Genomic DNA, 15368 nt, shown 5'->3' with positions numbered 1-15368 from the left:
AATGTAATAAATCTCCCGTTTTTTACGTAACTTTGCAGGAATATCCAACGAAAAAGAAGAAAATATAGTTAAGAAATATGCAAATCAACGAGATATTGAAATCTTACTTCGGATACGATTCCTTCCGACCCAACCAGGAAGCCATCATCCGGGAAGTGATGCAAGGTAACGACTGTCTGGTGCTGATGCCGACGGGCGGTGGAAAGAGTCTGTGCTATCAGGTTCCGGCGCTGGCCATGGAGGGAACGGCAGTGGTCATTTCGCCACTCATCAGTCTGATGCACGACCAGGTGGAAGCCCTCAAGGCGAACGGCATTCCAGCCGAAGCTCTCAACAGCGGCAACGATGTAACCGATGATCTCATCATCCGCAGAAGATGCGAAGCGGGCGAACTGAAACTGCTCTATGTTTCGCCCGAAAAACTCCTCAGCGAGATACCTTATCTGTTCAGCAACATCAAGATTTCGCTCTTCGCCGTAGATGAAGCCCACTGTATCAGTCAGTGGGGCCACGATTTCCGTCCGGAGTATTCCCAGCTCGGACTCCTACACGAGAAATTCAATGGAGTGCCGGTGATGGCGCTCACGGCTACAGCCGATAAGATTACCCGAGAGGACATCATCAACCAGCTGCATCTGAACGGCCAGACCTTCGTGAGCAGTTTCGACCGTCCGAACCTCAGTCTTACCGTGCGCCAGGAAAGTACGAAGAAGGAGAAGCTGAAATTCATTTACCATTTCATCGCCCGTCGCCCAGACGAGGCAGGCATCATCTACTGCCTCTCGCGCAAGAATACGGAGATGGTGGCAGAGGCTTTGCAGGAGCATGGCATACAGGCAGAAGCCTATCATGCCGGACTCTCTGCCCAACAGCGAGCCTCTGTACAGGAACGTTTCAAGATGGACCAGATAGAAGTGGTGTGCGCTACCATCGCCTTCGGAATGGGTATCGACAAGGGCAACGTGCGATGGGTGATTCACTACAACATGCCGAAGAGCATCGAGAGTTTCTATCAGGAGATAGGACGAGCCGGAAGAGACGGCGCTCCTGCCGATACGGTATTGTTCTATTCGATGGCAGATATCATCACCCTCCGTTCTTTCTGCGAAGAAAGCGGACAGAAATCGGTGAATCTGGAAAAACTGCGAAGAATGGAAGAATACGCCGAATCGAGAGTCTGCCGAAGAAGAATCCTCCTGAATTATTTCGGAGAGACTTCCAGCAAGGATTGTGGTCATTGTGATGTCTGCAACAATCCGCCCCGCACCTTCGATGGTACCGTGCTTACCCAGAAGGCGCTGAGTGCCGTGGTAAGAGCGGGCGAAAAGATTGCCGTGGGCACCTGCATCGAGATATTGGGGGGTATGCAGACGCCTGCCATTGCGAGAAATCACTATAACGAATTGAAGACCTTCGGTGTGGGCAAGGATGTAAGCGTTCGCGATTGGCAGACCTATCTGCTGCAGATGCTCCAGATGGGTTTCTTCGAAGTGGCGTATAACATGCATAACCAGATGAAGGTCACGCCATTGGGCTGGAAGGTCCTCAAGGGAGAACACCAGGTTTCATTGGCGATTATGGAGAATGAAGAGCGGGCTCCTCGTCAGCAAAGGGTCAACAGACCTTCAAGAGGAAGCAGCATCCCTGTAGTTCATGCCGAGCGTGTGATTTTCGAGGATGAGATGGCGGGTGTAGAAGATAAGAAGCTCTTCGAGTATCTGCGTAAGATACGCAAGAATCTTGCCGATGAACAGGGCTATCCTCCATACATCGTGCTATCAGATAAGAGTCTGCACGAATTAACGAAGATGAAGCCAACCACCCTCCAGGCATTCGGTCTCATCAGCGGTATCGGCGAATTCAAAATCAAGAAATATGGCGATACATTTATCAAAGCCATCAAGAAATATACAGGCAAATAGCCTATACTCCACTCGCCCTGAAAGGGCGTGTGGGGATAACAAGAAAAAACAAAACATAAAAAAGAGGTAATCCGGGAAACCAGATTACCTCTTTTTTATAATGAAACGGGGGAAGCTTAGTTATTCACGCTACCTCCCACAATATCGAGCAATTCATTCGTAATGGCCTGTTGACGACTCTTGTTGTACTGAAGATTCAGTTCACGCAAGAGTTCATCGGCATTATCCGTAGCAGTCTGCATGGCAACCATACGGGCTGCATGCTCACTCGCCTGACTATCCAACAAAGCAGTGTAAACCATCAGATGAAGCTGCTTAGGAATCAATACTCCCAATACAGTCTCCAGATCCGGCTCCACGATGAAGTCATCGTTCAGAGGATGCGCCTCTGCACGCTGTCTTTCATCCTCACTAGCCTGCTTCTTGCGCAGATACTCCTGAGCCTTCGCCGTAGCCACATTCGATGTGAGGTCACGGTCGTTGTCCTCTCCTATCGCCTCAGTGCTGAGGTCGATAGGCAGGAAAGTCTTCTGGGTCAGGATCTGCGAACCGGCACTCTTGAAGTGGTGATAGATCATCTCCACCTTGTCGAGTTCACCAGCTGCATACTGCTTGGCAAGCTTGCGGGCGATGTCGGCACAAGCGCCTGAATTAGGATGATCGGCAAGATCCAAGAAGTTACCGCCAATCTTCAAACCCAGCTTCTGTGCCTTCTCAGCCACCTTTCTGCCGATAGGATATACCGTAATGTCGTCAATGCCATGAGCCTTATACTCGTCCACCGCCTGAATCATCATCTTGATGACGTTGGAGTTGAAACCACCGCACAAGCTGCTGTTAGAGCTATATACGATGAGAGCCACACGCTTGATTTCCTTGTGCTCCACCTGCAACTCATGGTCCACATTCGGAGTACTCACCAGGAAGCTCTTCAGGATATGCTCCAGCATATTCTCATAAGGCAGCATATTCTGGATAGCTACCTGAGCATGATGCAACTTGCTGGATGCCACCATCTTCATCGCACTCGTAATCTTACGGGTACTGTTGACGCTGGCGATGCGAGTCTTAATCTCTTTTAACGACGGCATAGGCTATTACGCTTTATATTGTCCTGCTACATTAGCCATGGTATCCTTGATCACCGCGATGCAATCGTCGGTGAGCTTACCATCAGCCAAAGTCTCGATTACGTCGGCGTGCTGGCTGCGCATAGCGTCGAGGAACTGATCCTGGCAATCGCGAACCTTATCCATAGGCACGTCGTGCATCAGTCCGTGCACACCACAATAGAGGATAGCCACCTGCTCGCCCACTGGCATAGGGCGATACTGAGGCTGAACCAGCAACTGGTCGTTCTTTCTACCACGGTCCAGTGTCATCGCTGTTACGGCATCCATATCGCTAGAGAACTTAGAGAAAGCCTCCAGCTCACGATACTGAGCCATATCGATCTTCAGGGTACCAGCCACCTTCTTCATACTCTTGATCTGGGCAGAACCACCTACACGAGATACAGAGATACCTACGTTGATAGCTGGGCGGAAGCCCTGGTTGAAGAGGTCGGTCTCCAGGAAGATCTGACCGTCGGTGATGGAAATCACGTTGGTTGGGATGTAGGCAGAAACGTCACCAGCCTGGGTCTCGATGATTGGGAGGGCTGTCAAAGAGCCACCACCCTTCACCTTGCCCTTCAGGCACTCAGGAAGGTCGTTCATCTGCTCGGCTACCTCCTGCTGGTCGTTGATACGAGCGGCACGCTCCAACAGACGAGAGTGGAGATAGAACACATCACCAGGGTAAGCCTCACGTCCTGATGGACGGCGGAGGATCAATGATACCTCACGGTAAGCCACAGCCTGCTTACTCAAGTCATCATATACTACGAGGGCTGAGTAACCACGGTCGCGGAAGTACTCACCGATAGCCGCACCGGCGAATGGTGCGTAATACTGCATGGCTGCAGGATCGGCAGCGGTAGCACTTACGATGATGGTATATGGCAGGGCGCCGTGCTCCTTCAGGTTCTGTACCAATGCTGCAACGGTAGATGCTTTCTGACCGATGGCTACATAGATACAATATACAGGCTTGCCTGCCTCATAGAAACTCTTCTGGTTGATGATGGTATCCACTGCGATGGCAGTCTTACCGGTCTGACGGTCGCCGATGATCAACTCACGCTGTCCACGACCGATAGGAATCATGGAATCGACAGCCTTCAAACCTGTCTGCAGAGGCTCCTTCACTGGCTGACGATAGATCACACCAGGAGCCTTACGATCCAGCGGCATCTCGAAAGCGCCGGTGAGATCGATATCACCCAGACCGTCGATAGCCTGACCCAGAGGGTTAACGACACGACCTAAGAAGTTGTCGTTCACGCGGATAGAAGCGATACGGTGAGTACGCTTCACGCTCTGTCCCTCCTTGATGCCAGCAGTAGGACCTAAGAGGACACAACCTACATTGTCTTCCTCCAAGTTCATGACGATGGCCATCGTGCCGTTCTCGAACTCAAGAAGCTCATTAGCCTCTGCATTGCGAAGACCGTAGATACGAGCCACGCCATCGCTGACGGTAAGCACGGTACCTACCTCGTCAAACTGCTGAGAGCCATTCACCTCCTGGAGCTGCTGCTGAAGCACTTCAGACACCTCACTTGGTTTAATTTTATCTGACATTGTTTATTTACTTTGAAATTTGAACTTTGAAATTTGAACTTGATGATTACCTTTATTATAAAGAAGTAACCCTTTCCGTTCTCTTTCCGTTTTACTTTTTGAGCTGTGTCAGAATGTTGTTGAGCTTAGTCTTCACGCTCGCATCCATTCTGTAAGTATCATACTCAAGGATGAAACCACCAATCAAATCAGGGTTCACCTCAGTCTTGAACTCCACAGTACCTTGCGTTCTCTGCTCCACCATCTTGCGCATCTTGTCCTCCGTAGAGGCGTCAACGGCAGTGGCGGTGATCAGCTTACCGCGGATGATGTTCTTCTGTTTCCTGTAAAGAGTGATATACGAAGCAGCCATGAATTGCAGGGTGCTCTCCCTATCCTCCTTCAGGACGAGTGCGATGAACTTCTTGCTCAGATCCGATGGGTTCTTACCCAGGGCTGTGGTGAGAAGCGCCTGCTTCTTGTCCTTGGAAAGCATAGGGTTGTCTATCGTAAATCTCAGTTCAGGCACGTCGATGTAGCTCGTGTAGAGCGTCTGCATCTCCTGGTACACCTGATCTTCGAGCTTCATGCCGAGTGCTGCCTTGATGAGGGCACGGGCATAACGCACCGATATTACACCGATATCCATAAGCTTTACTGTTTGTTGTCAGAAGAAACCTCGTCCAGCAGTCGATTTATCATATCCATCTGTGCCTTGTCGTCAGAGAGCTTAGCCTTGAGCACTTTTTCTGCAATCTGAACAGAGAGCTCGGCAACCTGTCCACGGATTTCGCGGATGGCATTCTGCTTTTCTGTCTCAATCTGTGCCTTGGCATCAGAGAGCAGACGAGCGCCCTCTTCGCGAGCCTTGTCCTGTGCTTTCTCTACGATGGCATCGCGTGTATCGGCAGCCTCCTTGAGGATGGCAGCCTGCTTCTCGCGAGCTTCCTGCAAGATGGATTCACCTTCTTTTTGGATATTGGCAAGCTTCTCGTTGGCTTCGTGCGCTTTCTTCAGGCTCTCGTCGATGAAGGCCTTGCGCTTTGTCACCATCTTGACGATGGCTCCGAAACCAGCCTTTCTCAAGATGACGAAAACAATCAGAAAGACGACTGTCATCCAGAAAAGCAAACCGCTATCAGGAATCAATAAATCCATATATACTGGTTAAAGTTTTACTTAAACGTTTTATTTTAACTAACTCTGGAAAAGATCACCCACCCGCCCGCAAAGAGCAGAACTGATTCCGAGAGCATCAGATATCGGGGCATTCTGCAGATTTGCGAATGAATCGCGGCGGGAAGGGTGATATTCCTTTTATTACATAACGATAGCCAAGATGGCGATGATGACTGCGAAGAACGCAACACCCTCAACCAACGCAGCTGCGATGATCATAGAAGAACGGAGATCGCCCATCTTCTCTGGCTGGCGAGCCATAGCGTCCATAGCCTGGCCACCAATACGACCAATACCAATACCTGCGCCAATAGCGGCCAAACTTGCGCCGATTGCGGCACCTAACTTTGCGAGAGCATCTGCTGCTAATAAAAGTGATAACATAATCTTATAATTTAAGTTGTTAATATTTTCTATGTTTATAATTCTATTTTACGATTTCTGGCTCAGCCTCATGAGGCTGTACATGAGCCAGCGAGATGAATACTGCACTCAGCATGGTGAATACCAATGCCTGAATGTAGCTTACCAATATTTCGAGGAGCATCATGAAGACACTCATCGCAACACTCACAATTGTCATACCCGTACCTGCCAGATAGTTGGCCAGCATATTCTCACTGATGTTGAACATAATGAAAATAATAGCCGCAAACGCAAGGGCGATTGCATGGCCCGCCATCATGTTGGCGAAGAGTCGGATAATCAAAGCCAACGGTTTCGTGAAGATTCCGAAGAGCTCGATGAATGGCATCAGTGGTACTGGCACCTTCAACCACGTTGGTACATCCGGCCAGAAGATTTCCTTCCAGTATTCCTTCGTACCGGTGAAGTTGGTGATCAGGAATGTCGTTACACCGAAGAATGCGGTGCAGGCGATATTACCCGTCAGGTTACCACCACCCGGAGGGAATGGTACGATACCCATGATGTTGGCAACGAAGATAAAGAAGAAGCAGGTAAGCAACCATGGTGCGTACTTTGGAGCTTCCTTACCCAGTGTAGCCTTGATCACATCGTCATAGACCGACATGACGAACATGTGCATCAGTCCTGTAAATCCCTTTGGTGCAGGGTCATCCACCTTGTGCTTCCTGCACCAGCTGGCTGGAATCAGGATACACAGCAACAGGATGATAGCATCGATGAAGAGCACGCAAACGGTCTTCGTGATGGAGATGTCGAGAGGACGAACCTCCTGGCCTCCCACCTTCTCTACTATCTTGTTGGGATTCGCCTGCGCATCAGCGTTCTTGATCACCAGGTTGAAAGGTCCAGGACGGTCTCCATTGGCATCCTTCTCTTCCGAGAATTCGCTGCTGCAGAACACGTGCCAGCCTGTGGTGGTGTTTACGATGACAGGCAGATGAATCACTACGGGATGGTCTCCCACCTTTGTGATATGCCATTCATAAGAATCCTTGATATGACCCCACAATATCTCTTTCACGTCGATTTTTTCCTTTGCCGACACCTGCATTGGCGCCAGCGTGAAGAGCAGCATCGCCATCAAGAGGAATTGTTTGAGATGTTTCATATTCTTTAATTCTTACTTTGTTTATTAATTATTTGTCTCGGAGCCGCATTAAGAGAGGCGGCTCTTTTTCTCTACCCGAGCGAAGTAGATGCAGTCGAACACGAGAAGCATGACATAGAACAGGGCGAAGATGACGGTGAATCCCAGGATGTTCTGCTTGTCGCATGTCAGCACGTAGATGAGGAACACCAGGGTGCCGGCTACCATCTTGATGACCAGTGCCGCCAGGTAGAACTTGGCGAGATTGGCGGGAGATGATTTAGCCACAGCCTTCCAGGCTTCGCCATAAGCAGTACTTGCAACGAGCGAGAATATCGCACTCACTATCAGCGGGTTAACCACCCGTGGCAGAATATCATCGCATAAGGCAGAAACCCTACAGGCGAAGAGGATGGCAAGAGCCATGAGAGCTGTGAGCCACAGGGAAATCTGCTTGTACTTGATACCTGCCTGCCTGATAGCCTGCAAGCGCATCTTTTCATCTTTTTCCATGATCTGTCTTGTCAATATTGAGAATTATGAATTCTTAATTTTATACTTCTACGCAAAGGCTTACTTCGTTTTTCTTACATTCCACGAATCCGCCCTTGATGTTCATTGCCTGCTTGCCTTCCCTGGTGGTGTATTCCACCTTGCCCACTTCGAGCGAAGAGATGATTGGCGCGTGATCCTTGAGAATCTCGAACGAGCCGAGGGTTCCCGGAACCAGTACGCTCTCTACCTCACCCTGGAAGACTACTTTCTCAGGAGATACTATCTTTAGCTGTAACATAAGCCGTGGATTTAAAGATTACGCCTGTGCTGCTGCGAGCAACTGCTTAGCCTTCTCCTTCGCATCCTCGATAGTACCTACGTTGAGGAATGCCTGCTCTGGCAGGTCATCCACCTCGCCGTCGAGGATGGCGTTGAAGCCCTTGATAGTCTCTTCGATAGGTACCATCACACCCTTCAGACCTGTGAACTGCTCTGCTACGGTGAATGGCTGACTCAGGAAACGCTGTACACGGCGTGCACGGTTCACGGTCAACTTATCCTCATCAGAAAGCTCATCCATACCGAGGATGGCGATGATATCCTGCAACTCGTTGTAACGCTGCAGCAACTGCTTTACTCGCTGTGCACAGTCGTAGTGAGCCTTGCCCACGATCAGTGGGTCGAGGATACGAGAGGTAGAACCCAGTGGATCTACGGCAGGATAGATACCCAGAGATGCAATCTTACGCGAAAGCTCTGTGGTGGCATCCAGGTGAGTAAAGGTGGTGGCTGGAGCAGGGTCGGTCAAGTCGTCGGCAGGCACATAAACAGCCTGTACTGAGGTGATGGAACCATTCTTGGTAGAAGTGATTCGCTCCTGCATGGCACCCATCTCAGAAGCCAGTGTTGGCTGATAACCTACGGCTGATGGCATACGGCCCAAAAGCGCAGATACCTCAGAACCAGCCTGGGTGAAACGGAAGATGTTATCGATGAAGAACATGATGTCGGCAGCCTCACCGTTCTTGCCTCCGTGGTCACGGAACTCCTCGGCTACGGTCAGTCCGGAAAGCGCTACTGAAGCACGTGCCCCAGGTGGCTCGTTCATCTGACCATACACCAGGGTAGCCTGACTCTTGGCAAGCTCCTCAGGATCAACGAGTGAGAGGTCCCACTTACCCTCATCCATCGCCTGGCGGAACTTCTCGCCATACTTGATAACGCCAGATTCGAGCATGTCTCGAATCAAGTCGTTACCCTCACGGGTACGCTCACCTACACCAGCGAATACAGAGTAGCCGTTGTGTCCCTTGGCAATGTTGTTGATCAACTCCATGATGAGCACGGTCTTACCCACACCGGCACCACCGAAGAGACCGATCTTACCACCCTTCATGTAAGGCTCGAGCAGGTCGATCACCTTGATACCGGTGGCAAGCATCTCCTTGTGCGTAGAGAGCTCGTCAAACTTCGGAGCCTCGCGGTGGATAGGATAAGCACCCTTCATGTCCAATTCGTTCATACCATCAATAGGCTGTCCGATTACATTCATCATACGGCCCTTGATCTGCTCTCCGGCAGGCATCATGATTGGGTTGCCTGTTACGGCAACTTCCAAGCCACGCTGCAAGCCGTCGGTGTTGTCCATGGCGACGCAGCGAACGGTATCCTCACCGATGTGCTGCTGCACCTCGATGACCAGGTCGCGTCCGTCTGGGCGTTTCACCTTCAGAGCTTCGTGAATTTTAGGAAGCACCTTCTCAGGGTTCTCGCCCTTGGTATCGAAATATACGTCGATAACCGGACCGATAATCTGCGAGATGCGTCCACTTACTTGTGACATAAGCTTATTAGTTTAAAAATTTATTTTTTAATATTTATATTTCGTTCTTTTGGTATTCGAGGTTCGTGATATCGGGAATTGAAGCCCGAATCACGAATTTCGTTATACGCCTGCAAAAGTAACAACAATTTACGGAAGCCGCAAATTTTTCGGAAGTTTTATTTGTATTTTGCTCCGTTTTAAAACTTTTTTAGTTCCGTTTAAACCATTTTTACTTTTCATTCATTTCCTATAAGTAATGCCGATAGCAGCATTGAATATCGAAATGCGATGCAAGGAGAAGCTGATTAGATGCTCAGTTCATCCAATACCTTGATCAGCTTGCGGTCGAATGGCTTGTCTGAACGGATGGCCTCTGAAAGTGGCACGTAAACCACCTCATTGTTGCGCACACCGATCATCACGTTGCGCTGACCCTGCATGATAGCCTCGATGGCACCGCAACCGGTACGGCTGGCGAGGATACGGTCGCGGGCTGATGGGCGACCACCACGCTGCAGGTGACCGAGGATAGATACACGCACGTCGAACTCAGGGAACTCCTTGCGTACACGGTCGGCATAGTAGAGCGCGCCGCACTTAGGACTCTCAGACACGATGACGATACAGCTCTTCTTAGACTTGCGGATACCGCGCTCCATGAACTGAGCCAACTGGTCAACATCGGTAGAATCCTCTGGGATGATGGCAGCCTCTGCACCGCTGGCGATGGCAGAATTCTGTGCCAGGAATCCGGCATCACGGCCCATTACCTCGATGAAGAAGATACGCTCGTGGCTCTGCGCAGTATCACGGATACGGTCCACGCACTCTACGATGGTGTTCATCGTAGTATCGTAACCGATGGTGTTGTCAGTGCCATAGAGGTCATTGTCGATGGTACCAGGCAGACCGATGCAGCAGATGTCAAACTCGCGTGCGAAGTTCATCGCACCGGTGAGCGAACCGTTACCGCCGATTACTACCAAAGCATCGATTTCCTCTTTCTGAATATTCTCGAAAGCCTTCTGGCGACCTTCCTCGGTCATGAATTCCTTGGAACGTGCAGTCTTCAGCATCGTACCTCCGGTACCGATGATACCGCTCACGTTCTCAGTAGTGAAAGGCTTGATCTCGTCGTTGATCAGTCCATCATAACCACGATAGATACCCTTCACGTTGAATCCGTTGTAGATAGCCGAACGGGTCACTGCACGGATTGCCGCGTTCATACCAGGAGCATCACCTCCAGATGTCAAAATACCTATAGTCTTAATCTTTGCCATAACTATATATACCTTATTATATTATATATTAGTGATACATTAATAAAAAAAATATGCTTTCTTGTTGGTTCCGGGATGCGTGTTACATCCCCTTTTCTTCTTTAGAACTTTCTGAATCTCTTTCGTCGTCTGATTCGTCCTGAATTTCTTTCGTCTGATTCTTCTTTTTGAATCTTCCTGAATCTCTTCCGTCTGATTCTTCTTTTTTTGAATCTCCTGAATCTCTTCCGTTTTCAGATTCTTTCTATTCTTCTTCAGATATGGTTGTTTAAATCATTAAGTAAACGGCTCTTCCCATCAGGGTGTGCGAGAGCCAGAGGATAACGAGGCCAGCCACGCCACCCACGAGGGCCTTCCATCCGATATTGCGGAAGAACCAGCCCATGCGCATGTGCTCCATCTTCATCAGGGCGAGACCGCTGATGGTACCGATGCCCAGCACATTGCCTCCTGCCATTACGCAGTAAGCGATTACCTGCCAGTAGAGACCGTTGGTATTATATACCGAATCCATGGCATAGGTAGGGTCGCCCAATCCCATCACATCGTGCAATGAGAAGAAGTTCATGGCGGTGGCAAAGTTGTCGAGTACCGTACTCAGCACTCCGGCAGCCACGCCATGCAGCCATACATTAGGGTGCTCCTCGCTGGTTCCCATCCAGCTGGAGAGGTCATAGAAGGCACCTGTCTCCTTCACCACGCCCACGGCGAGAATCATTCCCATCACGAAGAGAATCATCTGAATCACACCGTATTGCAGCACTCTAGGGGTACGACGCTCCACCATCGCATCCATGTTCATGAGCTTGCGATTGAAGATCTCGTTCACAATCCAGAGTACGCTGAGCACGCACAGGGCGCCCAGGAACGGACTGAGCTTGGTGATGTTATGGAAGGTAGGGATAAACCACAGACCGCCGATTCCCACGAGGAGCATCAGCAATCTCTGCCACTTGTTCAGGCGGGTATCATCGCCACGAAAAGGCATCACAATCCACTCTGTCTCAACTCTTTCCGGCAACATACGCTGCATCAGCAGGGTTGGAATCAACCACGCTGCAAGACAAGGGAGGAGTAATGAAAAGGAGAAAACGGTGGCTGTAACAGCCCCTGAATTCCAGAGCACCAGACCTTCCGGGTTACCAATCACGGTGAGCGCACCGCCACAGTTGGCAGCTACGAGGATGGCGCTTCCATACACCATTCTCTGTCTTCTGCTCGGGATGATGCCATGCATCATGGTGAGCATCATCACGGTGGTAGTGAGGTTATCGAGATTGATGGAAATCAGGAATGTAACGATGGCGAGTGTCCACAGCATCTTCTTGCTGCTGCGTGTGCGAAGCAACTGGCGCACGAAGTCGAAGCAGCCGTTGTTGTTGAGGATTTCTACGATCGTCATCGTAGCGAGCAGGAACATCACGATCTCCGCTGCCCTACCCACCTGTGGGAGGAAGATGTTTCGGGAGATGAAGTACTTGACGGAAGTACTGGTTGATTCCATTTCGCTGAAATTGAGGAAGCGGGTATAATCCGCTGAATGTTCGCTAGTTACGAAGTCCATACCGAAGCATATATACAGCACCCATCCCACCGTTCCGGCGAAGATAGCCACGGCAGCACGGTTTACTTTGGTCACGTTCTCAGTTGCAATGAGCACGCAGGCCAGGATCAGTATGGTTAAAATGACTAGTGTCATATCTACTCAATCGTTAGTTCATATTTTCATAATCAAGGGCAAAGGTAACAAAATATTTGCAATCCCCAACATTTCCGTGCATTTTTTTAATGAATTTAACGCAAAATTCATGCAACTGGCGACTTAAACCACATGTTATAAGGTCACGCAGTTCCGGTTCCACGACCGAACTGGTCGCTTTCCGTTTAAATTCCGTGCGTAATCCGTGCAGCAAGAATGTATCCGATAACTCCGCGTAATCCGATGAAGAAAAAAAAACGATGAAAAGAATATCCGATGAAGACATTATATATAATAAGTAGGAACCACAAGATTCGCCCTCAAACCGCCCCATTTAGTTAAATATCATTAATAAACCAAAGAAAAACAAACACAAATGCTTGTAACTCAAAGAAAATGAGTAATTTTGCGCCCGATTTCAACAATATATAAAGTCAAACTTTATTAATTTAATTTTTTTAATTATTTTTTATGTCAAATTTTAAGAACGTACAGCCACTCGACGACTTCAATTGGGATGAGTTCGAGAATGGCACAAACGCAGGCGTCAGCAAAACAGACCTCGAGAAGGCCTATGACGAAACACTTAACAAGGTAACTGAGCACCAGGTGGTTGAGGGTACCGTAATCTCTGTTGATAAGAAAGAGGTTATCGTAAACATCGGCTACAAGAGCGACGGTATCATTCCAGCTTCTGAGTTCCGTTACAACCCAGACCTCAAGGTAGGCGACAAGGTTGAGGTTTACGTAGAGAACCAGGAGGACACAAAGGGTCAGTTGGTACTCTCTCACAAGAAGGCTCGCCTCAGCAAGTCTTGGGAGCGTGTTAACGCTGCTCTCGAGAACGAGGAGATCATCCAGGGTTACATCAAGTGCCGCACTAAGGGCGGTATGATCGTTGACGTCTTCGGTATCGAGGCTTTCTTGCCAGGAAGCCAGATCGACGTTCACCCTATACGCGACTACGACGTATTCGTAGGCAAGACAATGGAGTTCAAGGTTGTAAAGATCAACCAGGAGTTCCGCAACGTCGTTGTATCTCACAAGGCGCTCATCGAGCAGGAGCTCGAGCAGCAGCGTAAGGAGATCATCGGCAAGCTCGAGAAGGGTCAGATCCTCGAGGGTACCGTTAAGAACATCACTACTTACGGTGTATTCGTTGACCTCGGCGGTGTTGACGGTTTGATCCACATCACAGACCTCTCTTGGGGCCGCGTAAGCGATCCACACGAGGTTGTATCTCTCGACCAGAAGATCAACGTTGTTATCCTCGACTTCGATGAGGAGAAGAAGCGTATCGCTCTCGGTTTGAAGCAGCTCACTCCACATCCATGGGATGCACTTGATCCAAACCTCAAGGTAGGTGATCACGTGAAGGGTAAGGTAGTGGTTATGGCTGACTACGGTGCATTCGTTGAGATTGCTCCAGGTGTAGAGGGCTTGATCCACGTTTCTGAGATGTCTTGGAGCCAGCACCTCCGTTCAGCTAACGACTTCATGAAGGTTGGCGACGACGTAGAGGCTGTTATCTTGACTCTCGACCGCGCTGAGCGCAAGATGAGCCTCGGTATCAAGCAGCTCAAGGAAGATCCATGGGAGTGCATCGAGACTAAGTTCCCTATCGGCAGCAAGCACGTTGCTAAGGTTCGCAACTTCACTAACTTCGGTATCTTCGTAGAGCTCGCAGAGGGCGTTGACGGTCTGATCCACATCTCTGACCTCTCTTGGACCAAGAAGATCAAGCACCCATCTGAGTTCACTACAGTTGGTGCTACTCTCGACGTAGTAGTTCTCGAGATCGACAAGGAGAACCGCCGCTTGAGCCTCGGCCACAAGCAGTTGGAGAAGAACCCATGGGATGAGTATGAGACAATCTACACTCCAGGTTCTGTACACAAGGGTACCATCGTTGAGATGATGGACAAGGGTGCTGTAGTTGCTCTCGCAGAGGGTGGCGAAGGCTTCGCTACTCCAAAGCACCTCACTAAGGAGGACGGCTCAATGGCTAAGAAGGGCGAGGAGCTCGACTTCAAGGTAATCGAGTTCGTTAAGGAGACAAAGCGTATCATCCTCTCTCACTCTCGTACATTCGAGGAGGGCAAGGACGAGCCAATCGCTAAGCCAGCTCACAAGCGTGGTGGTAACGGTGGTCGCAAGAACGAGACTCCAGCTATCAACAACGTAGCTGCTGGTACTTCACTCGGCGACATCGATGCTCTTGCTAAGTTGAAGGCTCAGATGGAGGGCAAGGCTTAATCTCCTGGAGATAAAGCATTTGCTATTCATTAGCTAAATAAAAATTTTAAGGGGACTGAAATTTCAGAAATGAGATTTCAGTCCCCTTTTTTTTGTGTGGGTGGGAAAATGTGGATGGCAGAGGGAAGAATTGTCTTTTTTAAAAGTTCTTTATTTTTTCAAGAAACCGTACTCGTACACCTTAGGCTCTATCTTCTGTGCAAGAACCTTCAGTCTTTGGCGAAGTTCTGCCATAAGCTGATTGTAATGTTCGTCTTGGATGCCTGTGTTCATTTTGCCCTTGTCGTTCACACCTTGGAAATGTAGGCGAATGTCGTAGAGGGCTGCGTCGGCGATGGCTTCGGGCTGTTCGTGATAATATCTCCACAGAGCCTTTCCTGCCTCCATCACGGCTTGTGCCTCTGGGCTGAATGCGATAGGAGTATTAGGCTGCTGGGGAGCAATGGCAGTAGCGGTGCTGGCTTGACAAGATGAGCTTGTTCCATTTTGCCCCCCCAGCCCGTCCGAGAACGGCCGTTTGGGGGTGTATC

At 49.6% G+C, this 15368-nt stretch carries 14 protein-coding genes; 2 read left to right on the top strand and 12 right to left on the bottom strand.

The window, feature by feature from the left end:
• Positions 1 to 77 precede the first annotated feature (77 nt).
• Entirely contained in the window at positions 78 to 1922 is a 1845-nt protein-coding gene (recQ, locus tag DXD25_RS08985; protein ID WP_187360462.1) for a DNA helicase RecQ, read from the top strand.
• A 116-nt stretch (positions 1923 to 2038) separates the two neighbouring features.
• On the opposite strand, the gene DXD25_RS08980 is transcribed toward recQ, so the two are convergent.
• The 11 genes from DXD25_RS08980 to DXD25_RS08930 all read right to left on the bottom strand — a co-directional run bounded on the left by DXD25_RS08980 (position 2039) and on the right by DXD25_RS08930 (position 12582).
• Positions 2039 to 3013 (bottom strand): F0F1 ATP synthase subunit gamma, encoded by a 975-nt coding sequence (locus DXD25_RS08980; protein WP_117663063.1) that lies wholly within the window; start codon positions 3011 to 3013, stop codon positions 2039 to 2041.
• Positions 3014 to 3019: 6 nt separating this feature from the next.
• On the bottom strand, positions 3020 to 4606 hold the full coding sequence (atpA, locus tag DXD25_RS08975) for a F0F1 ATP synthase subunit alpha (protein WP_117663061.1): 1587 nt from the start codon (positions 4604 to 4606) through the stop codon (positions 3020 to 3022).
• 91 nt (positions 4607 to 4697) lie between these two features.
• A complete protein-coding gene (locus DXD25_RS08970; RefSeq protein WP_089543451.1) occupies positions 4698 to 5234 on the bottom strand; it encodes a F0F1 ATP synthase subunit delta in 537 nt (178 codons plus the stop codon).
• Between the two features lie 5 nt (positions 5235 to 5239).
• Positions 5240 to 5743 (bottom strand): F0F1 ATP synthase subunit B, encoded by a 504-nt coding sequence (gene atpF, locus DXD25_RS08965; RefSeq protein ID WP_117663059.1) that lies wholly within the window; start codon positions 5741 to 5743, stop codon positions 5240 to 5242.
• Positions 5744 to 5905: 162 nt separating this feature from the next.
• Positions 5906 to 6148 (bottom strand): ATP synthase F0 subunit C, encoded by a 243-nt coding sequence (gene atpE, locus DXD25_RS08960; RefSeq protein ID WP_022253225.1) that lies wholly within the window; start codon positions 6146 to 6148, stop codon positions 5906 to 5908.
• Positions 6149 to 6191: 43 nt separating this feature from the next.
• Positions 6192 to 7301 (bottom strand): F0F1 ATP synthase subunit A, encoded by a 1110-nt coding sequence (atpB, locus tag DXD25_RS08955; protein ID WP_117663057.1) that lies wholly within the window; start codon positions 7299 to 7301, stop codon positions 6192 to 6194.
• Positions 7302 to 7349: 48 nt separating this feature from the next.
• Positions 7350 to 7793, bottom strand: a complete 444-nt coding sequence (locus DXD25_RS08950) for a hypothetical protein (protein WP_117663055.1) — start codon at positions 7791 to 7793, stop codon at positions 7350 to 7352.
• Positions 7794 to 7833: 40 nt separating this feature from the next.
• Entirely contained in the window at positions 7834 to 8073 is a 240-nt protein-coding gene (gene atpC / locus DXD25_RS08945; RefSeq protein WP_089543455.1) for an ATP synthase F1 subunit epsilon, read from the bottom strand.
• 18 nt (positions 8074 to 8091) lie between these two features.
• Positions 8092 to 9618, bottom strand: coding sequence for a F0F1 ATP synthase subunit beta (gene atpD, locus DXD25_RS08940; RefSeq protein ID WP_117663053.1), 1527 nt, complete (start codon positions 9616 to 9618; stop codon positions 8092 to 8094).
• Between the two features lie 287 nt (positions 9619 to 9905).
• Positions 9906 to 10883 carry a 6-phosphofructokinase gene (gene pfkA / locus DXD25_RS08935; protein ID WP_117663051.1) on the bottom strand — a complete coding sequence of 326 codons (978 nt, stop codon included), beginning with the start codon at positions 10881 to 10883 and terminating at the stop codon, positions 9906 to 9908.
• Positions 10884 to 11151: 268 nt separating this feature from the next.
• Positions 11152 to 12582 carry an SLC13 family permease gene (locus tag DXD25_RS08930; protein ID WP_117663049.1) on the bottom strand — a complete coding sequence of 477 codons (1431 nt, stop codon included), beginning with the start codon at positions 12580 to 12582 and terminating at the stop codon, positions 11152 to 11154.
• Positions 12583 to 13053: 471 nt separating this feature from the next.
• Between DXD25_RS08930 and rpsA the strand changes: the two genes are divergently transcribed.
• The gene (rpsA, locus tag DXD25_RS08925) at positions 13054 to 14838 is read left to right on the top strand and encodes a 30S ribosomal protein S1 (protein ID WP_117663047.1); all 1785 of its coding nucleotides are present in this window, start codon (positions 13054 to 13056) and stop codon (positions 14836 to 14838) included.
• A gap of 150 nt (positions 14839 to 14988) precedes the next feature.
• Here the strand turns inward: rpsA and DXD25_RS16685 are convergent.
• A partial coding sequence (locus DXD25_RS16685; protein WP_199540953.1) for a hypothetical protein occupies positions 14989 to 15368 on the bottom strand: 380 nt, incomplete at its 5' end.

The organism is Prevotella sp. TF12-30, assembly GCF_003436715.1.
GTDB classification, from domain to species: Bacteria; Bacteroidota; Bacteroidia; order Bacteroidales; family Bacteroidaceae; genus Prevotella; species Prevotella copri_A.
This window is presented reverse-complemented; position numbering and strand designations above follow the sequence as displayed.